21 protein-coding genes and 2 pseudogenes are annotated in these 24142 nt (G+C 57.7%); 4 read left to right on the top strand and 19 right to left on the bottom strand.

Going from position 1 to position 24142, the window contains the following annotated elements:
- Positions 1-500 precede the first annotated feature (500 nt).
- On the bottom strand, positions 501-644 hold the full coding sequence (locus tag CAUR_RS16825; RefSeq protein ID WP_157866470.1) for a hypothetical protein: 144 nt from the start codon (positions 642-644) through the stop codon (positions 501-503).
- Positions 645-1206: 562 nt separating this feature from the next.
- Between CAUR_RS16825 and CAUR_RS16830 the strand changes: the two genes are divergently transcribed.
- Positions 1207-2088, top strand: a complete 882-nt coding sequence (locus tag CAUR_RS16830; RefSeq protein WP_015909376.1) for a LysR family transcriptional regulator — start codon at positions 1207-1209, stop codon at positions 2086-2088.
- 234 nt (positions 2089-2322) lie between these two features.
- Here CAUR_RS16830 and CAUR_RS16835 read toward each other — a convergent pair whose 3' ends face one another.
- Entirely contained in the window at positions 2323-2607 is a 285-nt protein-coding gene (locus CAUR_RS16835) for a DUF427 domain-containing protein (RefSeq protein WP_012259052.1), read from the bottom strand.
- Positions 2608-2718: 111 nt separating this feature from the next.
- Here CAUR_RS16835 and dprA point away from each other — a divergent pair, with 111 nt between their 5' ends.
- Positions 2719-3804 carry a DNA-processing protein DprA gene (gene dprA / locus CAUR_RS16840; protein WP_012259053.1) on the top strand — a complete coding sequence of 362 codons (1086 nt, stop codon included), beginning with the start codon at positions 2719-2721 and terminating at the stop codon, positions 3802-3804.
- Between the two features lie 18 nt (positions 3805-3822).
- Here the strand turns inward: dprA and CAUR_RS16845 are convergent, their stop codons facing one another.
- The 6 genes from CAUR_RS16845 to CAUR_RS21290 all read right to left on the bottom strand — a co-directional run bounded on the left by CAUR_RS16845 (position 3823) and on the right by CAUR_RS21290 (position 7726).
- Positions 3823-4296 (bottom strand): NUDIX domain-containing protein, encoded by a 474-nt coding sequence (locus CAUR_RS16845; RefSeq protein ID WP_012259054.1) that lies wholly within the window; start codon positions 4294-4296, stop codon positions 3823-3825.
- Between the two features lie 451 nt (positions 4297-4747).
- On the bottom strand, positions 4748-5203 hold the full coding sequence (locus CAUR_RS16850) for a hypothetical protein (RefSeq protein ID WP_012259055.1): 456 nt from the start codon (positions 5201-5203) through the stop codon (positions 4748-4750).
- 230 nt (positions 5204-5433) lie between these two features.
- Entirely contained in the window at positions 5434-6126 is a 693-nt protein-coding gene (locus CAUR_RS16855) for a hypothetical protein (protein WP_012259056.1), read from the bottom strand.
- A 220-nt stretch (positions 6127-6346) separates the two neighbouring features.
- The gene (locus CAUR_RS16860; protein ID WP_012259057.1) at positions 6347-6655 is read right to left on the bottom strand and encodes a hypothetical protein; all 309 of its coding nucleotides are present in this window, start codon (positions 6653-6655) and stop codon (positions 6347-6349) included.
- A 91-nt stretch (positions 6656-6746) separates the two neighbouring features.
- A complete protein-coding gene (locus tag CAUR_RS21625; protein WP_015909377.1) occupies positions 6747-7412 on the bottom strand; it encodes a hypothetical protein in 666 nt (221 codons plus the stop codon).
- 95 nt (positions 7413-7507) lie between these two features.
- Positions 7508-7726: an RHS repeat-associated core domain-containing protein gene (locus CAUR_RS21290; RefSeq protein ID WP_052303789.1), complete on the bottom strand. Its 219-nt coding sequence runs from the start codon at positions 7724-7726 to the stop codon at positions 7508-7510.
- Between the two features lie 439 nt (positions 7727-8165).
- On the opposite strand from CAUR_RS21290, the gene CAUR_RS16875 reads away from it, so the two are divergent.
- Together CAUR_RS16875 and CAUR_RS16880 are read left to right on the top strand one after the other, a co-directional pair.
- A complete protein-coding gene (locus tag CAUR_RS16875; RefSeq protein ID WP_044233717.1) occupies positions 8166-8597 on the top strand; it encodes a hypothetical protein in 432 nt (143 codons plus the stop codon).
- The gene (locus CAUR_RS16880) at positions 8524-9294 is read left to right on the top strand and encodes a transposase (RefSeq protein WP_083772591.1); all 771 of its coding nucleotides are present in this window, start codon (positions 8524-8526) and stop codon (positions 9292-9294) included. Before CAUR_RS16875 ends, CAUR_RS16880 begins: the two co-directional genes overlap by 74 nt.
- Positions 9295-9755: 461 nt before the next feature.
- On the opposite strand, the gene CAUR_RS16885 is transcribed toward CAUR_RS16880, so the two are convergent.
- The 11 genes and pseudogenes from CAUR_RS16885 to CAUR_RS16930 all read right to left on the bottom strand — a co-directional run bounded on the left by CAUR_RS16885 (position 9756) and on the right by CAUR_RS16930 (position 24122).
- Complete coding sequence (locus tag CAUR_RS16885) at positions 9756-10331, bottom strand: suppressor of fused domain protein (RefSeq protein WP_012259058.1); 576 nt, start codon at positions 10329-10331, stop codon at positions 9756-9758.
- A complete protein-coding gene (locus CAUR_RS21950; protein ID WP_423191598.1) occupies positions 10324-10524 on the bottom strand; it encodes a GH-E family nuclease in 201 nt (66 codons plus the stop codon). The genes CAUR_RS16885 and CAUR_RS21950 overlap by 8 nt, the downstream gene beginning before the upstream one ends.
- A 40-nt stretch (positions 10525-10564) precedes the next feature.
- On the bottom strand, positions 10565-11098 hold the full coding sequence (locus tag CAUR_RS16895; protein WP_164927831.1) for a hypothetical protein: 534 nt from the start codon (positions 11096-11098) through the stop codon (positions 10565-10567).
- A 375-nt stretch (positions 11099-11473) separates the two neighbouring features.
- Positions 11474-11779: a colicin immunity domain-containing protein gene (locus CAUR_RS16900; RefSeq protein WP_012259060.1), complete on the bottom strand. Its 306-nt coding sequence runs from the start codon at positions 11777-11779 to the stop codon at positions 11474-11476.
- A gap of 2 nt (positions 11780-11781) precedes the next feature.
- Positions 11782-11970, bottom strand: a complete 189-nt coding sequence (locus tag CAUR_RS16905) for a colicin D domain-containing protein (protein ID WP_015909380.1) — start codon at positions 11968-11970, stop codon at positions 11782-11784.
- Between the two features lie 235 nt (positions 11971-12205).
- A complete protein-coding gene (locus CAUR_RS21295; RefSeq protein ID WP_012259061.1) occupies positions 12206-12451 on the bottom strand; it encodes a hypothetical protein in 246 nt (81 codons plus the stop codon).
- A gap of 383 nt (positions 12452-12834) precedes the next feature.
- A complete protein-coding gene (locus tag CAUR_RS16915; protein WP_012259062.1) occupies positions 12835-13287 on the bottom strand; it encodes a hypothetical protein in 453 nt (150 codons plus the stop codon).
- Between the two features lie 334 nt (positions 13288-13621).
- Positions 13622-14848 (bottom strand): annotated as a pseudogene (locus tag CAUR_RS21825) (RHS repeat-associated core domain-containing protein); the annotation flags it as partial.
- Positions 14822-19279: pseudogene (locus CAUR_RS16920) on the bottom strand (carbohydrate-binding domain-containing protein); the annotation flags it as partial. The pseudogenes CAUR_RS21825 and CAUR_RS16920, both read right to left, overlap by 27 nt.
- 986 nt (positions 19280-20265) lie before the next feature.
- Entirely contained in the window at positions 20266-21444 is a 1179-nt protein-coding gene (locus CAUR_RS16925; protein ID WP_012259064.1) for a thiolase family protein, read from the bottom strand.
- Positions 21445-21701: 257 nt separating this feature from the next.
- Positions 21702-24122, bottom strand: a complete 2421-nt coding sequence (locus CAUR_RS16930; protein ID WP_012259065.1) for a 3-hydroxyacyl-CoA dehydrogenase/enoyl-CoA hydratase family protein — start codon at positions 24120-24122, stop codon at positions 21702-21704.
- Positions 24123-24142 lie beyond the last annotated feature (20 nt).

A 24142-nucleotide genomic window follows, 5' to 3' on the forward strand; every position in this document is an offset into this window, starting at 1 on the left:
ATAGCAGAGATGCATCTATCGAACAAGTAGATATTTTCGATAACTAATATCGAAAATATGCATACATTATCGAAGATAGCTCTTTAATATGCCTTCCATCCTGCAAACGGATTGCGTTGTAATACCAGGAAAGAGACCTGCCTGGATTCGTGGCCACTTTGGGATTACTGCACGCTGCGAGCATGTGGTCAAGGGTACTGATATACGTTCGCATCTGGCGGCTGTTCAGGAATGTTGGGTTATCTGGTTGACAGATGGTGCGCGGAGAGGCATTGCTGTCACCCTGCCGGTCACAGGCACAACGCATAGTCTCGTTATCATCAGGCTTGTTGGTATCGGCGGGCGACACATGCGTCGTCCCTACCTGGGCTGGACTGGCTATTCTTCACGTCCGGTAATGCGCGTGTCGCGTGGTGTGCGGAATCCTCTTTTCCACTGAGTTTGATGCCGGGCGGATGTCGCAGCGGTCACCGTTTAGATGTACTTCTCGTGTTCAAGCATTACCGGGTATGCCAGCGGCGAGGGGCTGGTGGGTTGTTGTCGGCGTCGTAGGTGCCACGCATGCGTCGCCCTACTGTCGCGCTGGTATCCAGCCGTGCATCGTTCAAGGGCAGCATCAGGGTGATAGCTGGCTGGCGTGTCATTGTTCTGCCGGATTTGACATAAACCGGTCGTCACCTGGATTCTCATCAGCTTCAATCATTCCAGGACAACAACATCCATGCTGTTCACAACCAATTGACCTTCTTGTCTGCAAGATTGATACGTTCGGTGCATACAATCTCAGCTCATTATGCATAAAATAGAATGCATAAAATAGAGTATCTTTACATGGCGTATTTTCACGAAGCGACACCCCCCATGTTCAACGGGTTAACCGAATTCTTACCTTTTTCGCAACGCCTGCCTGCACCGGCTGGCGCGCTCTCGAAAACTGAAAGCCGTGTTACGTTGACCTGCCGCTGATACCTGATTGAAGAAGGAAGCGGCTACGGTTGCGTTAGTGATCAGAAGAGACATATCTGGCATACATGTTGGCATGCCTGCCACAACAGTGAATGTCTGTAAAGAGGGAGCAGAGGCAATAATGACCGTTCCTGGTGTGTTGCCTCATTGCATAGAGTATGTCAGTGGGAAGTGACGTATTCGCAGAAAGGGCCAGCTATGGTATATATTGCATCAGAAATAAAATTGTTGGGAGGCAAAGTGACACTTAATCTGCATTTACTACGCATTTACGTTGCCGTGCTTGAACAGGGCAGTTTCACGAAAGCAGCCGAAGTCCTCACAATGAGTCAATCGGCGGTATCGCGGGCAGTGCAAGAGCTTGAACGTCAACTTGGCACGACTCTGCTCGAACGGCGTGCGCGCGGTGTGGCCCCAACGATGGCCGGTACTATCCTGGGTGAGCATGCCCGACGCATCTTTACGCATGAGCGGCTGGCTATCGAGGCGTTGAACGAACTACGCGGTCTGCAACGAGGTCGGCTGGCAATTGGTGCAAGTAGTACGATTGGTATTTACCTGCTACCCCCACTCCTCGGTAACTATCATCGTCGGTATCCGGGCATCGAGTTGTTCCTGGATATTGGCAATACCCAACAGATTATTGAACGCCTGTTATCCTATCAGATTGATGTCGCTTACGTGGAAGGGCCGGTAGCAGCGAACGAAGACTTGCAGGTAGTGCCGTGGCGAAGTGACGAGATGGTTGTGATTGCCTCTCCCGATCATCCGCTTACCCGTCGGGTCACCCTGGATTGTTCTGATCTCCAGGATGCCCCTTTCATTATGCGTGAACCTGGCTCAGGCACACGTAAGGTGATGGAACAGGCACTGGCAGCACATAACGTGACGGTACGTCCGGTGATGGAATTGGGGAGTACCGAAGCCGTGAAGCAGGCAGTGAGTGCCGGATTAGGGTTGAGCATGGTTTCGCGCTTTACGATCCAATCTGAGCTGATTGCCGGTAAGCTGCGGGTACTCAATATTCCTGGTCTCAATATACAACGTCAGTTGAGCCGCGTCCGTCTGCACGACCGTCCTCAGAGTCTGGCCCTGGAAGCATGGTTTAAGAATCGTGGCTGAGGTATTGGCGTCCGCGCTCGATATCACACGTCGGTTGTACACCTGCCTCGGTAGCAAGGTGTGGTTTTTGTATCAGAGAGCTGACTGGCGGGTACGGGATGCGATCATTCCCGGTAAATTGATCCAGTAAGCAGTTATTTCTGGTCTGCGAACACCAGTGCATACCAGTTCGGTGTGCCTGAACGTTTCAGATCAAAGGTTCGTTCACCTTCCAGACCAGCTACCCTCTGTTTGTTACACCTCAATCCGCACTCCACGCCAGAAGGCAATATAGCCAGCTATCTGCCGGGCTGCCTCTTTCGGTGTCGGGTAGTACCAGGCTGCATCACGATTCACCTGACCGTTCACCACTACGTCGTAGTAACTAGCCGTTCCTTTCCACGGGCACACCGTATGGGTCTGGCTGTCACGCAAATATTCGCGACGCACCGATTCCGGCGGGAAATAGTGATTACCCTCAACGACGATGGTTGTCGGGCTTTCGGCGATCACAGTACCGTTCCAGACTGCACGGGGCATACGTTTCCTCCATCACGTATCGCAATTTTTTTCATGATGCCACAAGTCGCGCACCTTTTGCGGGTCAAAACCGGTTCTATTAATAGGAAATCTGTCCAGAGGATTTGATGTATGGATGATATTGTCCGCTACTACCTCGGTTTCAATCTGGTACCCGGTATTGGCCCGTTGCGGCTGGCCCGCCTGATCGAACGTTGTGGCTCGATTGCTGAGGCGTGGTACGCCGATGAAGCGGCGATGGTTGCTGCCGGCCTTGATGCGCGTAGTATGGCCGGTTTGCGTGCAGTTCGCGAGAGCATCGATCTCGATGCTGAGCTGGCACGGGTTCGGACTGCCGGCATTACGCCGGTGGCAGTCGTTGATCCACTCTATCCACCTTTGCTGCGCATGACTCCGGCACCTCCGCCACTGCTCTATCTGCGCGGCACGCTTACGCCTGCCGATCAGCGGGCGGTCGCGATTGTTGGTACGCGCCATCCCAGTCATTATGGACGTGAAGTAGCACGACGCTTGGCCCGTGATCTGGCGACTGCGGGAGTGACGATTGTCAGTGGTCTGGCTTTAGGCATTGACACAATTGCCCACACTGCCGCACTGGAGGCTGGTGGCCGCACAATTGCCGTGCTGGCCAGTGGGGTTGATCGGATCTATCCTGAACGCAACCATGCTCTGGCCGGGCAGATCATTGCATCGGGAGCATTGTTAAGCGATTATCCACCGGGCACCCCGCCGGCACCCCTCAATTTTCCGCCGCGCAACCGTATTATCTCCGGGCTGAGTCTGGCAACGATAGTAGTTGAAGCAGGTGCGAACAGCGGTGCCCTTATCACTGTCCAGTTTGCTCTCGATCAAGGACGCGAGGTGATGGCCGTCCCCGGATCAATTTTTAGTCCGTTGAGTGTTGGCCCGCATCGCCTGATCCGTGATGGGGCAGTCATTGTTACCAGCGCCGATGATGTGCTGGCAGCACTCAATCTCGATCAATGTGGAGAGGCGTTTGAACCGTCGTTAGAACTTGCGCTGACTGCGGAAGAAGAAGCGATCTATGCCGTGGTTGAAGCAGAACCGCAGCATATCGATGTTATCGGTCGTGCTGCCGGTCAATCCGCAGCGGCGACAGCAGCAGCACTGGCTTTGTTAGAGTTGAAAGGATTGGTGCGGCAGGTAGCCCCGCTCTACTACGCACGGGGCAGATAACCCGCCTGACAGTATGTTCTAAAAGTCAAAAGCCGCCTCTGGCCGGTTTGCGAACGCATCGGCCAGCATTCGGCGGGTGCGGGTGAGCAGTGGTGGCAGATGATTGGGATCAAAGAAACCCACATTCACATTTTCGTGCCCGGCCTGTTGGAGTTCACCGCCGACAATACGGGCGGCAAAAAAGATCGCCAGGATTTGTGACTGATCACCGTTGGGGTAGCTCCAGGCAAAATCGGGGCCACTGTAGATGCCAATCAGCTTTTCGGGTCGCAACAGCAGACCGGTCTCCTCGCGCACCTCCCGTACCAGGCCCTGGGCCGGCGACTCATCGAGGTTAATCGTACCACCCGGCACATCCCAGAGCATCACATCCGCCCGCCGACAGAGCAGAATCTGGCCGGCTTCATTGCGCACAAAACCACTTGCCCGTACCTGTAAAATTCGCTGATGACCGACGTAACTACGCAGCCAGCGCGTATATTTGACCGTCATAGCCCGCTCCTTTGCTCGAATTGCCGGCTATTATAGCAGAACTGCGTAGCAGCAGGTGCGGAATGGGATGACAAGGTTGCGCCGCACGTTAACTGACCAGGAAAGTAGGCGCTGAAAATGAAAGTGTACCTCAAGACGTCGCTATCGCACTCACTGACTTCCAGACTCTAGCGCCAGGATGATGCTTTACCTTGCCAGGTACTGGTCCAAGGTGTAAATGTTGAGGTCACTGAAGACCTACTGGTGGATGACCCACGCCGTCCAGCCGTGGTAGTACCCTTCGGGAGGATCGCCCTGATACCACGCACGTCGGACAATGCCCTGTCGGGTCGGTGTATGTCAACGGATTGTTCAGCGCGTACGCAGAACGGTTCAGGTCCTGCGGATTGACCGGGCCGCTGCTTTCCGGCTTCCATGCTGCCACTGCAGTTGGTGTTAGAGCACAACCTCTCTACTTGAGCACCCTGACCGGTTGCTTTTCAGCAGGCCAGAGCACCACTTTATAATAATCGTCACCAGAAGTGGCATTCGTGTCTGCAACGGCGTTGGTATTTCCGTAGCATACCCTTACTCCATAGATGCCGGGCCGCACACTGATGCGCGGCGCCGTGCTGAATTCGTTTTCCGGCGACCATACCACCAGGCGTCCCGATGGTACCTCGATGCTTGTTTCGACGACGTGATCAAACTCGTCAACTGCGTCTATCGGTCTTCTATCGAGCACCTGGACAATGACCCGTGTCTCGCCGCCATAACGAACAGTTCCGATACTTATCAGGCAGCTATTGACCGCAAGCAGGCCACCCCCCTGGCTCGTATCCCAGATTGTACTGGTATCAGCACTACATTCCTCGTCTTCCACATAAAACTGATAGTGGTCAGTGATGATAGTGTACTCGTACTGCATAGACGCCTCACAGCATACTGGTATACCACGACGAGCAGGTGATTGGCTATTGGGATCCATGATGCTACCGGTCCGACGTCGACGCCGCGCCTGTGTTGTTCGCTCCACACGTGGATATGCGGTGCAACGCACTATCGCATCTACCATCCACCGGCGTCGCATAGGCCCCTGCGCGAAGGAGCGCACTGTCAGTCCAACAACTATAGTGCCCCGTCTATAGATAACCCTGATTACTGCGGCTGTATTGCCCCAGTGCCTCGGCGCTGAATATTCCGAATCTCTCCACCTTGTCGTCGACTACACGCAAGGCAGTGAGGATATAACCACTGGGGCGCGCCAGGTGGACTCAGCGCATTGGGTGGTTGATGGTCAGGGATGAAGTTTCCATCGATCGTCCCTGGGTCTGTCGCCCCACACGTATGACAGCCAGTCATCCGCCCTATTTCATTTATGGCATCGCGCTCCTCGCGCGTAAAATCTCGTCCTGGTCCTCTCGCTGGTATCGAGTCTCCAGCATATGGCCCTGGAGTGAGGGTGGAGGGCCGTGTGCGACTACTTCCCGCCCCCTTGCTCCCCCCGATGATCCCAACCCGAAGCAAGTCATCGAGGGGCAAGCCGACCGGCAGCAGGTCATCAGGTTCGGCCGCTTCCAGCGCAGCGGTCAGGGCCAGGTTGACGGTCGCCGCGCGCTTCTCCTCAGCAGGAGCCTCCGGGTCGGCCAGCGTGCGGGTGGCTTGCACGGCATCCCACGCCGTCCAGCCATCGTCAATCGCCTTCAGCAGCGCCAGCCCGCCAATGAGCAGCACCGGCAGCAGCGGCAGATGCCCCGTCGGGTCGGTGGCGGGCAGCGGATTGTTCAGCGCATCGGCGGAGCGGTTCAGGTCCTGCGGATTGACCGGGCTGCTGCCGGCACTGCGCCACATCCCCTGCGCGGTCGCATCGCTCGGCCAGACGGTGAGCGGCGGGCTGCCGGGGATGATGGTGTCGGCAGGATATGAGCTTCTCAGACCTCAATCAAAGACATGATCACTGCACTTTCAACGAAAATGATCACCATCAATTTGCAGCGCTCCACCAATTGGAAAGACCCTCAGGAACCACTGCCTACGTCATCTCACACGCACAGCACAGGCAGTGCTTGCCCTACGGTAGCCCTAAAATACCATACAACTTATTCAGCACGCGATGGAGGGCTTCCTCGAACGTATGCAGGTCTTCACCCTGTTCAACCAATCGTTCCCGTTGCCACGTCATAAAGAGGGGGATAAACCATAGCAGCGCGACCATTCGCCGACTCAGCGGTGCATCATGTGCCTGCTCGATTGCCGAAAGAAGGGTGAGGAGCCGTTCGAGCCCAGCTTCATCAAACTCACCCGCTCTCAAACGGGCGAAGAAGCCTGTCGGTTGTTCCCATTCCTGTTCAAGAGCGTGAATAATGGGTTCGCTATCCATTCCCTCACCTCTGCTATGCGATCATACGTTCATTTCCCAAGAAATCTCTTTCCTTCCTCGTCGTGATTCTATGCCTCAGTTCCAGGATGATCTATTGAATGCGTATGATTGCTTCAGGCGGGATAAAATCACGGATTAGGACTTCCTTGTCATGCTTAGCCCACTGGGATAGCCTTCCTTTGACACCTGGAATTCCGTTCGAGATATCGACGATCTCAGAACGAACTTTCGTCAGGTCGATTTGCACAACGCCGTATCGGCCATATTTTTCGATGGCAATGCGTTTATCCTTTGTGGTAGAAATCCAGGGACTGGCTCGCAGTCCTGCGACGTGGCTTTTCGGATCTACATTGCGTAAACCCGGTGCTCTGGCAACGATACCTTTTGTTGGATCCTCGCCTTGAGCAAGTCCGCGATAGACTATGGATGCCTCGCGCGCAGACTCCGAAATCTGCCCCGCCCCCGCCTCCCCACCCCTTATCGCCGCCTGCGCCGCCCCCGCCGCCTCATCGGCGCGGGCCATAGCGTGCAGGGCACCCGCCGCGTCGTCGGCGTGGGCTGCGGCGCGGATCAGCATCCCGCCGCCCGCCACCATCGGCAGCGCCAGGCTGGCTACATCTGCTGCCAGCGCCAGCCCGCTGGTCCACGTCAGGCCATTCTGCGAGATGTCGTAGAGGTCATAGGCGATGAAGGCGATATCAATCGCGCTCTCGATCCAATGCCCCGTCGGGTCGGTATTCTTGACCGGATTGTTCAATCCGTAGCTATACCGGTTCAGGTCCTGCGGGTTGGCCGGCCCGCCGCCCTCCGCTGCCCACGCCGCCCGCGCGGTGGCATCGCCCGGCTAGGCCGTCAGCGCCCCCGCCCCGGCACCACGCTGTCGGCGCTGATGAACCGCCCCAGCCCCGGATCATAGTAGCGGGCATGATACTCCAGCAGTCCCGTCCCGTCCAGCCGCTGGCCGGTATACTTCAGCGTGGTCTTCCCCACGCTGCCCGCGCGCACCTTCCCCCATGGGTCGAATGCCTGCTGGCTGGCGAGCGCGCCGGCGCTGGTGGTCGTCAGGCTCACGCTGCCGAGGCCGGCCCTGAGCAGAGCGATGGGTGGTCGCTGTGGATGCGCCGCGACACGCCAGCTGCGCCCGCGGACGCCGTTCGTGCTCAGACTGCCTGCCCTGCGCGGGTGGCGTCCGGAGCAGTCCCGTCCGCCCCGGAGCCCCACGGATGGGGCGTCACCCCAGCCCCCGGAGTGCATGACTCTACCGTGCTGCGGGCCCTACGGCCATGCCCGGCGGATACCAGGACAGCTGGGCAACACTGAGGCCGGGAGCCCGCGCCAGCGGGTGCCATTGCATAGCCGAGCGCTTCTGCACGAGCGTTTACCTACGAAGATCGCTCAATCTTTATTCGAGTATTGACTACCGTACAGAAAATGTGTTCGAAACAGTGATACGTGCCACTTCTGGTATGCTTCTCCGTACGAACGACTTGTAGTAGTCAGGAGGAGCGCCATGAGCGACACGCATCGCCGCTATCGTGCCATAAAACAGGCCATCATGCAATTCTATCACCCGCGCCCGCAAGGCCATCGCGAACGCCATTTCAATACCTTGGTCGCCCTGATCTGCGGCTTGGCCGGTGGTCAGCACGCCCACCTCTCCACGATTGCTGACCATGCTCCTTCCAACCGTGCCACCCAGGCAAGTCTGATCAAACGCTTTCGGCGCTGGCTTGAGCACGACGACCAAACGCTCCAAAGCTGGTTTTTGCCCGTCGCGCAAGAACTCCTGAGCACCCTGGCTGCTCAGCCGCTCCACTTGGTGATGGATGGCAGTGTAGTCGGGCGTGGCTGTCTGGCCTTGATGCTGAGTGTGGTCTACCACGGACGCGCCTTGCCGCTGTGCTGGGTGGTTGTTGCGGGCAGCAAAGGTCTTTTCCCCTGAGGCCACTCACTGTGCATTGCTCTCTCAGGTCCAGCCGCTCATCCCGCCCGGCACTAGCGTCACCTTCTTGGGCGATGGTGAGTTTGACGGCATCGATCTGCAAGAGCAGCTGCGCCAGGCGCACTGGCACTACGTCTGCCGCACGGCCTCCAACATCTTGCTCTCGGCTGGCGGCGATGCCTTTCATGTTGCCGATCTGGGGCCAGCGCGCGGCGAGGTGCTGGCGCTCACTCCGGCCTGGATGACCAAGAAGCAGTATGGGCCGATCAGCATCCCGGCCGTCTGGGAGCAGCAGTATGAGCAGCCGATCTATCTGGTCACCAACATGCTCGACCTGGATACTGCGCTCAAGTCATATCGCAAACGTGGGCACATTGAAACGTTCTTCTCCGACCAGAAAAGCCGCGGCTTCCACATCCACAAAAGCCATCTCAGCGACCCAGCTCGCTTGAGCCGTTTGTTGATTGCCGCATGCCTGGCGTATGTGTGGCTGGTGTACCTGGGCGTGTGCGCGCTGCGGGATGGCTGGATGCAACAGCTCCATCGAGTGCATCGGTGTGACCTGAGCCTGTTTCGGCTGGGAATGCGCTTGCTGGCGCGCTGTCTCAAAGAGTATATCCCAATCCCTGAGGGCTTGATAGTTCCAGCAATCTTGCCGGCTGCACGCATCCAGACACCGAACAAGAAGGCAGCCTAGCCCACATGTTCTGTACGGTAGTGAACTTCGTGCATCCAGTTGTGTACTTTGTCCTGTCGTAGCGCAACGACTTTGGAGATCGTCTGACAGTTGCGGACACTCCCATGGTAAAGCGGGGTAACGGAACGCGCAATATGGTTTTGTTGCTATCCTGTCGTTCTATCAACCCGCTACCGGGTATTGGACGAACTCAATAGCCTGTCCAGGTCCAGGTTCTGCCCGAACGGTTGTCTGCACCCTAGAACTGATGGTCACCGTCACCATATTGCGATGCTATCTGGCAGGACATGTCACTTTCCCAGAGACTCTATTAACAGCAATACACGCAAACGGATTGCGTATAGAGCACACCTTGTTGTGCATCACTGTTCGTTCTTCCATTAACAGCAATACCGCCACTTAATTCATTATCTATGCTTACTTCGTATTTGTCGAAAATTTCTTGGGAGAAGTGATGCACCTCAGATGCAAGAAGGTCTTTCTATGTCGAAAACATCAACTCCTCGTTCTTCAAGTAACTCCTCAAACTGGTCGGTACCCTTTTCTTTACGATACAGATACTCGGATTGTGAGATCAAACACGCCAGGTAGACCCGTCCAGGTCTCGAGTCGCAAACTAGCTCTCCAAAGCCTTCGGGAAATCCAAATGGTTGGGCAAAGTAGATTGCTTGTTTACCAAATCGTTGCGCGAATTCGGGAGCAATATTGCTAATGCCACCTATTACTGTTCCCCTGCGCAATATTAACCGATTCTTAATTATATAGAACAGCGTATTAGCCAACACAAAAGGAATAGATTCCCAACCGCCACTTATCGGCAAGATTACCTCTGCCAAATTGGCAATGGCCTCTTCATACAGGGATAATCCGAGAGAGCAAAATGCACGGCAACCCGAAAAGATGTTGTCGAAGGTTAAGATTTGTATGCAGCTTGCCTTCTCATCTTCCGGACAAAATACATGGTGATCGATGGGATTTGCACCCAGGTGAAGAACGAAATGGTCAAAATAGCATAAGCCCAATGACTTCTCATTCATACGATGCTCCTTGTTCAAACTTCCTACTGCGATTGCAGGATGGACATTGAGCCCTCAATTTTGTGACGTCATTGTATTCATCTAGCACCTGCTTACGTGTCCAACCGAACATTCTTGCAACTCTATCTCTCCAAGGTGGGGTGTGGTCCAGATCTGGTTTCGTCATTGTTCGTCCGCAAGTCGGACAGATCATTTCACCTTCCTCATTTCGCGTAGCTTTGGATTCAACTGCTTCACGTACTCCCTTTCTGAAGCCACTTGGCCGCTTTGTGACATCGTTGGCATTCTTGTGCAGTTGCCCGGCTTGCGGTACAGCCCGCTGCAACTACCCCCCCACCCCGCGCCGCCGCCTGCGCCGCCCCCGCCGCCTCATCGGCGTGGGCTGCGGCGCGGATCAGTGCCCCTCCGCCGCCAGGAACGACGGGCAGCACGGTGGATGCGGTGTCGGCAGCGAGCGCGGCCCAATTCCAGGGGTCGCTGGGATGTTGCCAGACGGCAGCGGCGCTCAGGACCAGATTGGCAAGGTCCCACGCCGTCTCAACCCAATGCCCCGTCGGGTCGGTGTATGTCAGTGGATGGTTCAGCGCATCGGCGGAGCGGTTCAGGTCCTGCGGGTTGACCGGGCCGCTGCCGGCGCTGCGCCCCATCCCCTGCGCCGTTGCATCGCTCGGCCAGACGGTGAGCGGCCCCGCGCCGACGACGCTGCTGTCCGGCGTAATGAACTGCCCGCTAGCCGGATCATCGTACCGGGCATGATACTCCAGCAACCCCCTGGCATCCAGGTGCTGTCCGGTGTCGGTGAACGCAGGTGAACGCAGTCTGACCGATACCCCCGCTGCGCACCGCGCCTCAGGAGGATGGTCTGGGACGTGCCTCCGTCGTTTCCGTTGGCGCCGTGGGTGTCTGCTCCCACCCCAGTTTTGCTCATCAGATTGCCCGGCGCGTCGTAGGGAGATATCTCCGCCCTGGGTGGCGTTTCGTCGTTGAGCGTGAACGTAGCTCGCGTGGGTAAGCATTGCCTGTATCGCCAGGGCACTGCTCCCACTCTCGCCTCGGACGTGGGTGCAGCGGCGACCGCCCTAGGCGTGGCGCACGTGCGCCCAGGCGCACGCTCCACGTCCCGGCGGCTCGTGCGCTACCCGCTAGTCTTCTGACTGTGGCGGCGGCGCCTGGCGAGCGGCGAGCTGCTCCAGGCGGGCCAACGCGTCACGGGCTTCGCGGCGCAACTGCTCCTCGGAGATCTCGAACGGAGTTTCCTCGCCTGGAGCACAGCCAGGCCAGTAGCAGTCGACTGCCGCGAAGAGGGCATCCAGGATCAAGAACAGTTCTTTGTCCATACCTCCCGGTTCGGCTAGGAAAGCCGCCATGTACCGTTCCTCGAACTCTGCTGCAGAGATCTCGTGCGTGAGAAAGGCTTCGATCAGGCGCTTATATTCCGTCAGGGTCATCGCTATCCTCCGCCAAGTGAGCCAGTGGTCGTCAGATGCTGGATCTGTTCCGGGCTGAGCTTCCACCCGCTAAGAAACGTGCCGTTGAGATCGGTCATGACATTCAATCCTGTGGCAGAGTCGTAGTAATGGATCACGTCTTGACCACGATAGGTGCCGCGAATGACCTGGGTTGTTGGAGCCGTCGGCACAGCAGGTCCTTACTTCGTGTATCAAGTTGCGTGCTTTGTCCTGTTGTAGGGCACCGACTTTGGAGATCGTCTGACATATGCAGACACTCCCATGGTAAAGCGGGGTAACGGAACGTGCAATATGGTTTTGCTGACATCCTGTCGTTCTATCACTCTGCTACCGGGTGTTGGACGAACTCAGTTGTCCGCTCCAGGCATTCTCTCGAACGATTCCCAACATCCTCGAACAGGATCATTACCGCAATTGCAATACTATCTGGCAGGACATGCCGCTCTCGCCGGGAGGGAGGTCTTTGGGGAATCCCTGAAATTGTCCATCCTTGGGAGGACGCGAATACATATAAAGGATGTCGTCATCAGGAAGATCATCGATAAACTCATTCCCACTCCGTGCCGCCGCCTGCGCCGCGCCCGCCGCCTCATCGGCGTGGGCTGCGGCGCGGATCAGTGCCCCTCCGCCGCCAGGAACGACGGGCAGCACGGTGGATGCGGTGTCGGCAGCGAGCGCGGCCCAATTCCAGGGGTCGCTGGGATGTTGCCAGACGGCAGCGGCGCTCAGGGCCAGATTGGCAAGGTCCCACGCGCTCTCAACCCAATGCCCCGTCAGGTCGGTGGATGTCAGCGGGGTGTTCAGCGCATCAGCGCGCTGTGCTCGCCATCACCCGGAACGTACTGTTCGAGACGGGGTGATGGGGGAGCGGGAAGCGATGACCATGTTGGGCGATGTACCGGCCTCAGACTGCGACCACAGTGATAGGATACCTGCTTTCCTCCCGCGCTGGGGGACCGGTGACATCGTGTTAGCGCGACTTCCTGCCCCGCCGTGCTGCCCAGGTTGCCTGTGCGCCCCTTCTGGGGCAGGCTTCACCGTTCTGCCTCGGGGTCCTCGGGATAGAGCGGTGGATACCCGTTCTCGAATGTGAGTCCGGCGAGGGCCTTGGCCGGGTCGGCCACCGGCGTTGCGGCGCCTAGTGCGATCCACGGTATCTCCACTCGCGCCAGAAGGCCGGTCTTGGTGATACCAACAAAGGCGTCACGCCCAAAGCCGGCGTGCGACGGTCGCGGTTCTCGTCGCAGGGTGATATACAGTAACCCATCGTCGTTGACTTCGACATTCTCAAAGCCGTGCAATTGATGCTGGAGCGTGGCAAGGGCGATCTCCGGCTCTTCATATATCAACAATTCGATGCCAAAGAGACGGCCATCGGCATCGGTGTCACATAGGGCGGTGACGTTATACCATCGTCGAGGTTCGGCGGGGGCGAATACCAGGATCAGATTACTGCCACCATTATAGATAGGGATATCAAACCACATCAGGACGCTCCTTTCGCCGCTATAACAGCCACTCCAGTACTTACTGAATAATCCCAAGCTCCTTAGCGATTTCGATAAGTTTAGGCTTAAACTCACTCCGGGGGTAGGCAGTGACTACCCGCCCTGCCCGGTCGATGACATACGCACCTTCGCTGGTGATACAGAGGAAGCGCTGACCATTGTGTTGGGCGAGCACCGCTTTGGGAAGCTGCTGCCAGGCCTCGACCATCTCCCGCGTTACCTGGTGCTGTTTGGTAGCATGATACGTAAGGAGTGTGATCGATATCCCTGGGTCCTCAACGAGCGTGCCATACTGACCGAAAGACCGGCCGAGCGGAAGCAGGGACCCCGCCCCCTTGCTCCCCCCGATGATTCCAAGCCGCAGCAAGTCATCGAGGGGCAAGCCAACCGGCAGCAGGTCATCAGGTTCGGCCGCTTCCAGCGTGGCGGTCAGCGCCAGATTGGCAGCCGCCGCGCGTCGTTCCTCCACCGACGCCTGCGGATCGGCCAGCGTGCGGGTGGCTTGGAAGGCATCCCACGCCGTCCAGCCGTAGTCAATCGCCTTCAGCAGCGCAATCCCGCCAACGAGCAGCACCGGCAGCAGCGGCAAATGCCCCGTCGGGTCAGTGTATTTCAGTGGATTGTTCAGCGCATAGGCGTAGCGGTTCAGGTCCTGCGGATTGACCGGGCCGCTGCCGGCGCTGCGCCACATCCCCTGCGCGGTCGCGTCGCTCGGCCAGACGGTGAGCGGCGGGCTGCCGGGGATGATGGTGTCGGCGGAGAGAAACCGCCCGATGTCGGGATCGTAGTATCGTGCATTATAATACAACAATCCACTGGCGTCACGCGCTTGCCCGGTATACGCTCGATTCGTCGCCGTGATCGGGACGTGGCCGGCCTGGACGGCCGGTACCCGTAGGGCACCCCACGGGTCATACTCCTGCCGGATGACGCTCCCCTGGGCCGTGGTGGCAACGCTGATACTGCCCAGGTGATCCAGGTGGAGGAAGGTGCACGTGCCACTGGTGACGTCACGCACGCCGACCAGTCGCTGCCCAAGGGTATAGACATGGCGAATGCTGCTGCCGTGCTGTTCCCAGAGGCCTCCGACGACGCGCTGGCGGACCCCGTTGCTGATGACCGTGACCCGCGCGCCGGTCGCATCATAGCCATATTGCTCACTGACCCCGGCTGTGCTCACGCTGGCCGGTAACCCGTGGGCGTTCCAGACAATCTGCCGCCCATTCACCGCCGTGAGATTGCCTGCCGCGTCGGCCCGCACCTCCTGCCCACCGATGGTCGTCGGTCGGTGCGGGCCATTCCCGGCGGTGCCATAGGTGATCGGCAGGTCTGCTTTCCGGGTCAGATTGCCCACGCTGTCATAGGTATACTGCTCGGTGAGCCGGAGTGCGCCATTCCAGTAGAGCGCGCCGGTGCTGGCGTACACGTCGCGCCCATCAAGTGCCCCCCGGTCATAGCTGACTCCCCGCTGGCCGGCATGAATGACCTGGGAGCCGATCTGAATGGTGTCGATGAAGAGATTGCGGTCGTCGTTCCCCACCACACCATCGTTCTCGAAGAGCAGGTCAATGGTCTGATCGGCGTCGAGGGGGGTTGGGTGGGTATAGGTATAGGTCTGAAAGGTCGTGCTGGTGACCGTCCAGCGCTGGACGATGGCGCCGTTGATCCGTAGCGCCATGCTCGGCCAGACCCCGCCGGCTGCGGTGCCCCGTGCCCGGATGGTCAGGGTCGGACTGCGGGTGGTGGCATCAAGCACACTGGCGCGGATCAGGCGATCCCGATCGTCGTAGGCAAAGGTCTGAATGGCGCTTCCTTCGGCAATTCGCGTCAGATTGTGATGACCGTCATAAGCATAGCTCCGATCAACGATACTCCCCGGCGCACTGGCCGTTCCCAGCAGCCAGCGGGTGGGCCGGGCTGCTGCGTCGTAGTCCCAGCGTTCACGTAGCCCGTTCGGGTAGTGGAGATCGGTCAACAGGTTATGCGCATTGTATCGGCCATGACTGACAATAACCCCATCGAGCGAGCTGGTAAGCTGAGTCGGTTGCCAGCCGGCGTTGTAGCTCGTGGTGACGATCTCACTTGTGCCATTCGTGTCCGGATATGTCACGCTCTGCACAAGGTCGTTGGCGTAATAGCTCCAACTGATGGTGAGCATTGGCTGCGCCGGCAGGCTCTGACTCATACTAAGGCGCCGATTCCGCGCATCATAGTTCCAGCGTACCGTGACACCATCCCTGACGGCATGCTCGATCAGGCGTCCAGCATTGTCGTAGCGGTAAACGTATTGATCGTGTACCGGATCGGCTGGACAGCCATCATCAAGTCGCTCGTGGACACCGATGAGGCGATCGACAACATCGTAGCGGTAGCAAAGTCGCTGACCGCGGGGATCAATCTGCCGGATGAGATTACCATTGATGTCGTAGACGTACAACCAGGTGCCGACATCGGGATCATTGAGCTGGGTTTTTCGCCCAAGACCATCATATGTAATGGTTGTTATGCTCCCATCGCTCCGCACAACTTCCCGTAGCAGGTCCAGGGCTGAGTAACGATACCGGGTGACCCTTGCTGTACCGCTAAAGGGGTATTCCAGAACTTCCACTAATCGATCTTGGGCGTCAAGTCGGTAATCAGTCCGCACACCGCGTGGTGTCAAGACAGTCTTTATGGTATACCGGTCGCTCCCTGTTCCTCCTACCCCGTAGGTTATGGTCGTGGTATGTCCCAGAGGATCAATGACCTGACGTTCGCGATCTAGCGCATCATACGTTGTGATCGTCCAACGTACCTGAGCATCAGGTGGCTGGTAGGTTGCCCCCATGCCATTGACAAGCCATGGCTGACTCTGCTGAATGACCCGCCCTAGAGCGTCGTAGCGCTTCTCTCGAATAATCCGTTGGATGGCTGTCCCATCGCTCGTTTCCTGGGCAGTCTGGATCAAGCGGCCAAATCCATCGTAAAAGTGATGGGTTGTCCGGTAGGGATCGCTGCTGCTCAATCCGTCGCGTTCCTGGAGGGTATAGCGAACTGGCAGTTCAGCATCGGCATACCATATCCGCAGCGACGGCTCCACCCGCCGATCTCCCGGCCTGGTGATTGACGTCGTGCGCCCGAAAACGTCATATGTTGCACACACCACATCGTCTGTCAGTGTGGGAATGATTGTCTCTGGCGCACTGGTCGTACAACTGTAGCTGTTGTCACCATTTAGCGGCCCATCAACCTCAATCAGTGTGCCCAGGCGGAGATCGTACACTGCCCGACTGGTAGCGCCACTTGGATCGGTATACTGCACCGGCAACCAGCGATAGACCTGATGATAGACGGTCGTTGCAGTTCGTGCAGGACTGCCACCTCCCGGTGCGCTCACTACCCACGTACCGTTCTGGTAGGTGGCGGTAGCTGCTCCACTGTAGGTACTACTGGTGACCTGCTGTCCGCTCGCATCATAGGTAAAGGTGTGATCCCGTCCACTGATCGTCATCCCGTTGGGGATAGTTGTTGTGCCCGGTGGCACATTGAACGTGATCTCACGGGTCAGCAAGCCGCGTGTCCCAATGCCGGCCTGGGTCGTGGCACCATCGTAAAAACGCAGGCTGAAACCGATGCGTTGCCCCTGTCCATCGGTGACCACTGTTACCCACACTCGATTGGTTAGATACACTGTCCCCTGGTCAACGATGGTATGATGCTGTCGTGTCGTGCGTATCAGTACCCCATTGGCGATAAGATCGCGACGCGTGACATTGCCGTAAGGTTGTTGATTGCTGTTAGTGTTGTGACCAGGGGAAAGGTCGTAAAACGTAACCGTGCAACGCTCAACACTTGACCCATTGGCCGGTAGATTGACGCACTGTTGCTGCTCACCGCTAAAAGCACGCCACAACCCGGCTCGCCGATAATTGTTACTGAGCGTTGCTGAATTTGGCACCTGTGGATCTGCGCCAAAGAAGGGGAGTGGAACGTGGAGATAGCTAAAGGTCGTCTGCTGGAGGAGTGTCCCTTGTTCATCAGTGATCTCAACCCGATATGGTCGCCCTTTCCAGGCTTCATACACGACCATCCGCTGAAAACAGGGATCACTCTCGTTGACTGCCAGGCGATTGTTCGGGAGGGTAACCAGCGCTGGATTGCAGGTCTGAAATGCGTCAAGATTGGGACCACCGTTCCCCTGGTAGAAATATTCAACCACACGTTTGAGTAACGGTGTGGACGTAGTATTCCCTGCATAGACGTGAGTAATGACCCGACCATGACCACGAAATTCCCGCGCTTCGGGGCGGGCCATAAATTGGCGGCTATCCCCGTTGCCACTCGGTGGATACATAGCAAACACGACGGTTGCCGCATGGGTTCGTGTATTGAGCGCCGGGGCGCTATAGCTGTACGTGGTAAGGGTCTGGGTTGACCTGCCGGGAATTGCCGTCTCGCTGCGCAGCACGCTGGCAACCCGATGATAGTTTATTTCCAGCCAGCTACTGTTCGCTGGGAATGTCTTTTCATAGGTGATGGTGAGGCTACCACCCTGACCGTTTGTGATCGTCGCCAAACGATTCGCGCCGGGATTGGGTGCATTGACGGAGGTGTCTCGTGGATGGTAGGTAAAGGTTGTTGCCGGTAATGCCTGTATTCCATCGCTCCCAACGAGTTGGACTGCCTTGAGCGTTAACACGCGCTGGCCGTTGCGGGCATCGCTGAAAACACTCTCGTTCAGCGAGGCATACGATAAAACGAGACGCCGTACCAGTTCGTAGTTTGCTCCCGGCCTACTCCAGACGCTAATGCTATCAACCCGGTATTTTTGGTGAGGTGTGATCTGCCGCCAGTATGCATTCCCTGGGTAGGGGTGTTCATAGTTTGCATCTACTCCCGCACTGATCCCGGTTGCGCGATCGGCCGTCTCGAAGGTAATCCGATAGCGTGGGGTGCCGGTGCCAGGTGTTGCTCCGTCAAACCCCCACCGAATCTCGGCCAGATACCAGGTTGGGGTAAAAACTGTTCCCGGGACGACATCAATGTGGTACAGGTATTCGATCCGGTTCCCGTGTACATCAACGACCTGGGTCAGCAGCCATCCGTATATCTCCGGTGTATTGACATCCGTATCGGGACGATTCCAGAGAGGTTGCGTAAAATCATATCGGGTACCATCGGTTGTCCAGGCACGCCAGATATATGTTCCGTTCGACTGCTCAGCCCGAACCCGCACAAAATGCTCATCGACCGCATGCCAGCTCCAACACTCAAGTGCGGCTCCATTTTGATAGTCAGTACATGGGCTGAGCAGTTGTCCGCGCACGATGTCGAATGAACGACCCTCAAATACCAGTGAGAAGTGATCCCAGTTACTACCGGCCAGGCTCTTGTTGCGCATGACCGATCCGCCTGCATTAAGCGACCATCCTTTGCCGACCGGACCGGCCTGCCAGAGTTCACGCAATCCACCAGGTCCATCTGAGGCTGCACTGGAATACGAGAGGCTGACAACCGGTTTCAATCCGCCTGGCCCTGCCGGAACCTCGATCTGGATGCCGTAGCTCATTGCACCGCTAAAGGTGCCGACCTGAAAGCCTTGCAATGAAGGAACATACGTGGTTGATATCGTCGATCCATCGCCGAGTGTGAAGGGAGTAAAGTGATCGACGGTTGCCCAGGCTATCCCTGTTGCCGGCTCCACGGTTGTCGGCAGCGGTATCCAACGGCTCTGTTCTTCATCGAAGTAGAAGAGTGTCAGGTCTGACTCGGCAATCCCGCGTGCAGCAAGTTGTTCGGGTGTATACCGCACCCGAATGGTCAGCGGTGCATCGAAGGTTCTGACCGATTTGCCTTGCTCGTCGAAGGCCTCCAGGTAAAAAGTACCCAGATGTGGTCGTCCATGGATCTCTGGTGGAGGTACAACGCTTCTCCTGTCAGATTGCGTGGTATACCGTACAGTGAGACGACGACGACTCAGCGTTGCCGGCATCTCAACGGTTACAGGTGCATCAGGTAGGTTGAGCGTTGCTGTACGTCCTGGATCAAAGGTTGTTTCGGTCGTGAGTGGTTTGGTATCGATCAGTGCGCCACCACGCACGAACCATGGTTCTGCAACACCGGCGGCTTGAATCTGGCCCTGGAGGACAATCGCCTGCCCCGCTAACGGCTGATCAACCTGTATGGTTCCGGTAAGCACGGCCGTTCCATACGGTGCCAGTTCAGCGATTGACCATTGCCAGGTATGGTCAGCAGGTGAGACGACGGCTACTGCCTTTGTGGCAGTGTCAGCAGACTCGGCGGGAAGTCCGGCCAATATCCCTTTTGGCCCTGCAAGCGTAACAGTAACATCACGGGCGACGTAAGGTGAACGATTCCAGATGGTAACGTTGATGAGAGCAGGGGTTCCAGGTGAAAGGGGATCGGGTGAAACGGTAACAGCTCCGGCCAGGGTTGGTATACCCGGATCAGGAGGCTGTGGAGCAAGCTGTAAGGAAGCTACCGCTGCGGGGGGGGGGGGGGGCGGGCGGTGGTTCGGTGACTGGCGGCTGTTGTGGATCAGCCTGTATCCCTGTTGGTGGCAGGAGGGTTATGAAGAATATCCACGCGACAAACCATGACCACCATCGCTGTGCTCGCCGCTGCCAGAGCATACCTGCATCCTCCCTGTCATAATCGTGCCGGCGAACACCTGCGTAGATGGTAGTACTATCACATAGTGCCGCCGAAGAAGGTAAACCCAGGAATATGAGAACGCTACTGACGCATAAGAGTATAGAGAATTCGATATCGCCTGTCAAGCGAATTCAGGATCAGGTGTCAGCGGAAAGAGGAGTGGTGGAGGGTATGCTCCCGCCTCACGCCTATGCACTACCACATGTCGCAGGTAGCCAGTGATCAAAAGGCCAGCAACCAACAGGGCGGAGGCATTGCCCCCGCCCTGTTGTTGTTCACACCGGTTGCAACAGGCGTTGTTCCTTAGCTAATCCGCTCGAAAATGCCTGCGGCACCCATACCTCCCCCGATGCACATCGTCACCATGCCGTAACGACCGCCGCGCCGCTCGAGTTCATCGAGGATCTGGACGGTCAATTTGGCACCGGTGCATCCCAGCGGATGTCCCAACGCAATTGCACCGCCGTTGACATTCACCCGCTCTTCGTCAAGATCGAGCTGACGAATGACGGCAATCGATTGGGCGGCGAAGGCTTCATTGAGTTCGATCAGATCAATGTCGGCAAGGGTCAGGCCGGCCAGCTTCAGCGCTTTGGGTATGGCAACGACCGGGCCAATCCCCATAACTTCTGGCTCCACGCCGCCGACTGCGAAGCTCACGAAGCGTGCCCGTGGTTTCAAGCCTAGCGCTGCCGCACGTTCAGCACTCATCACGACAACAGCAGCCGCACCATCGCTCATCTGGGATGAGTTGCCGGCGGTGACGGTGCCTTCGGCGGCAAAGACTGGCTTCAGTTTCGCCAGGGCCTCGGCTGAGGTGTCGGCACGTGGTCCCTCATCGCGGTCGAAGACCATGACACGGCGCTGTGGGCGACCGTCTGCTCCCGGCTCGACTAGCTCCACTTCTACCGGCACAATGCTCCGGTCGAACAGTCCGGCAGCCTGTGCTGCCAGTGCGCGCTGGTGGGACCGCAAGGCGAAAGCATCCTGCTCTTCACGATCAATTTCAAAGCGCCGCGCTACCTGCTCGGCAGTTAAGCCCATGCTCATGTACACTGCCGGATCGTGCTGGGCCAGATAGGGGTTCGGCGAGAACTTGTTGCCACTCATCGGTACCATGCTCATGCTTTCGGTACCGCCGGCCACCACGACATCACTTTGCCCTGACATAACCTGGTAGGCCGCCATCGCAATCGTCTGCAATCCCGAAGCGCAGAACCGGTTGACGGTAACGCCACACACGCTGTCGGGGAGGCCGGCGCGTTGGGCGGCGATCCGGGCAACGTTCAGGCCCTGTTCGCCTTCGGGCATTGCACAGCCCATAATCACGTCTTCCACCAATGCCGGATCAATGCCGGCCCGTTCGATAGCCGCTTTCACGACGATTGCTGCCAGATCGTCAGGGCGAACGGTACGCAGTGCACCTCGACCGGCTTTGCCGACTGCCGTGCGTACTCCAGAAACAATCACTGCCTCACGCATTGTGATACTCCTTTGTTCATCGTGAGTGCCATTAGAACCGGGGATGTGTCTTACTTCTGTTTCAGTTACGAAGGAACAGGCCCATATCTCGTTGCCTCGGTAGCACAGGCTACCAGCCTGCGCTACCGCCGTTTGGTGAGAGAACTGTCAGGTTTTCCGGCTGATGATCTGTAACCCGATGTCTCTCGGTATAATTGCCGCCTGTGAACAGTCATCGCAACGGCAACGTCTCTCACCCACAACAAGATACACCCAGCTTAATTCCGCAATGGCTTACCGTGTTCGAGCATATGCCGGGCGCGGGCCTGCGTGCGCGGGTCTTTAAGCAATTCGAGAACCATCGCCCGTTCGAGCGCGTGCATATACACATCGTCAACCCACTGCGGGCTGCTCAGTTCGCCACCACACAGCACGTAGGCCAGCTTGTCGGCAATCACTGCATCGTATGGCGTGGCAAAACCGCCTTCGCGCATCTGATAGATGGCAATCCGTGCCGCTGCCAGACCATCCCGCCCTAGCGCATAGCAGGGTTTTGCTGTGACTGCCGGTGTATATCCCTCCGCGACCAGGCGTAACACTTCGCGTTTCGCTTCACCGATCAGGTAGTCCGGGTTGAAGACAATCCGGTCGGTTGGCCGTAGCAGGCCAAGTTCTTTGGCTTCGTGAGCACTGGTGGCGACCTTCGCCAGCGCAATCGTCTCGAAGACCTGCTGGAAGGCTTTCAGTGGATCACTGCCGTTGCGCACGGCGGCGGCAATAATTCGCCGGTTCATCTCGGTGCAGCCGCCCCAGGCTGGAATCACCCCCACACCGAATTCGACAAAGCCCATGTAGGTTTCGGCAGCCGCAACCGAGGCCGCACTGTGCATCGAAAGTTCAACCCCGCCGCCTAATGTCTGGCCGAACGGAGCGCTCACAATAGGTTTGGCGCTATCGCGCATGCGCCGGAACGTCTGTTGAACCAGGGCTGCGTACTCGTCAATATCGTCCCAGGCCCCGGTCATTACCGCTGCACCGACATCGTTGAGATCGAGACCTGCCGAGAAGCGTGGCCCCTGATTGCCGACCACCATGCCAACCCACGGTCCCTGATCCAGTTCGTCGAGAGCCTTAATCAGCATCTCGATTACCTGTCCGCCAATGGTGTTCGCTTTCGAGTGCAGCTCGAAGCACAACACCCCATCACCAAGATCGATGACACTGGCGCTCTCATTCCCATGCAGTTCGCGTCCAGCCGCTTTGAGCGCAGCCAGATCGATTGCGCGTGGGTCACGCTGAATCGGTTCCAGTCGGCCTGTCGCAACGTTATAGGCCGCTGGCGTGCCGTCGATCTCACCGTAAAAACGACCATCGGTGGCAATTAGTTGATCCACCCATGCCGGGAGACTCTCACCAAAAGCGCGCATCCGACTCGCCGTTTCCGCGATCCCCATCGCCTGCCAGAGCTGGAATGGTCCCTGCTCGTGGGCAAAACCCCAGCGCATGGCGTTGTCAACGTCGGCAACACTGTCGGCAATCTCAGGTAAGCGGCGGGCAGCGTAGGCCATCATGGGGTAGACGGCAGCGGCGACCAGTTGGGCACCCCGATCACCTTCCTCGGCCCGACCGAGAATGAAGCGCAGGCGTTCGGGGAGCGATTTGATCTTACGTGCTGCACCGATCAGTTCATCAACTGCCGCGGTTCCCTGGGGTGGTACGTATTCGAGCGTCTGCAAGTCGAGCGCCCAGAATTCACGTTTCCCATTCTGCCGCACCTCTTTGTAAAAGCCCTGGCCGACCTTCTTCCCCAGCTTGCCGGCGGCCACCAGCTTTTGCGTCAGGTCATTCTGCCGGTAGACATCACGACTCTCGTCATCGGGAATCGCATCGTACAGATTTGCGGCGACGTAAGCCATCACATCGATCCCAACCTGGTCGAGCAGGCGGAAGCTCGCCGTATTCGGGCGTCCAATCAGCGGGCCGGTGAGGGCATCCACCTCTTCAACCCGGTAGCCGTGTTGCAGGGCATAATTGATCAGAACCTGTCCGGCGTACACAAAGATTCGGTTGCCGATAAAGTTGGGGCGATCTTTACAGATAACTACCCCTTTGCCCAGCCGCTCTTCGGCAAACTGACGGAACGCCGCTACTACAGCCGGATCGGCATCGTCGCCGGGAATAATTTCGAGCAGTCGCAGGTACCGTGGTGGGTTGAAGAAGTGGCTGCCGAAGAAGTGCCGGCGGAAGGCTTCACTCCGCCCTTCCGCGATGATTCGGATCGGAATACCTGACGTGTTGGTGGTGACGATTGCGTGCGGTTTGCGCACCTCTTCCAGGCGCGCCATCAAGGACTGCTTGGGGCCAATTTGCTCGACAATCGCTTCGACGATCCAGTCGCATTCGGCCAGCCGGTGAAAATCGTCTTCAGTGTTGCCCAGCGTAATCAGTTCGGCAGTCCGCTCACTGTAGAGGTTTGATGGCCGGGCCTTGCGCATCCGCTCAAAACCCTGCTGTACAATCCGGTTGCGGACTTGCGGGTGGTTGAGGGTGAGACCTTTTGCTTCTTCCTCAGCGGTAAGTGAAGAGGGTGGGACATCGAGCAAGATGACCGGAATACCGGTTCCGGCCACCAGAGCAGCAATTGCGGCACCCATTGTGCCGGCGCCGATCACGCCAACGCGCTTGATCTGATAGGTCATCGGGTCCTCCTTGACCATTG

The sequence above is a fragment of the Chloroflexus aurantiacus J-10-fl genome (assembly GCF_000018865.1).
Classification (GTDB): domain Bacteria; phylum Chloroflexota; class Chloroflexia; order Chloroflexales; family Chloroflexaceae; genus Chloroflexus; species Chloroflexus aurantiacus.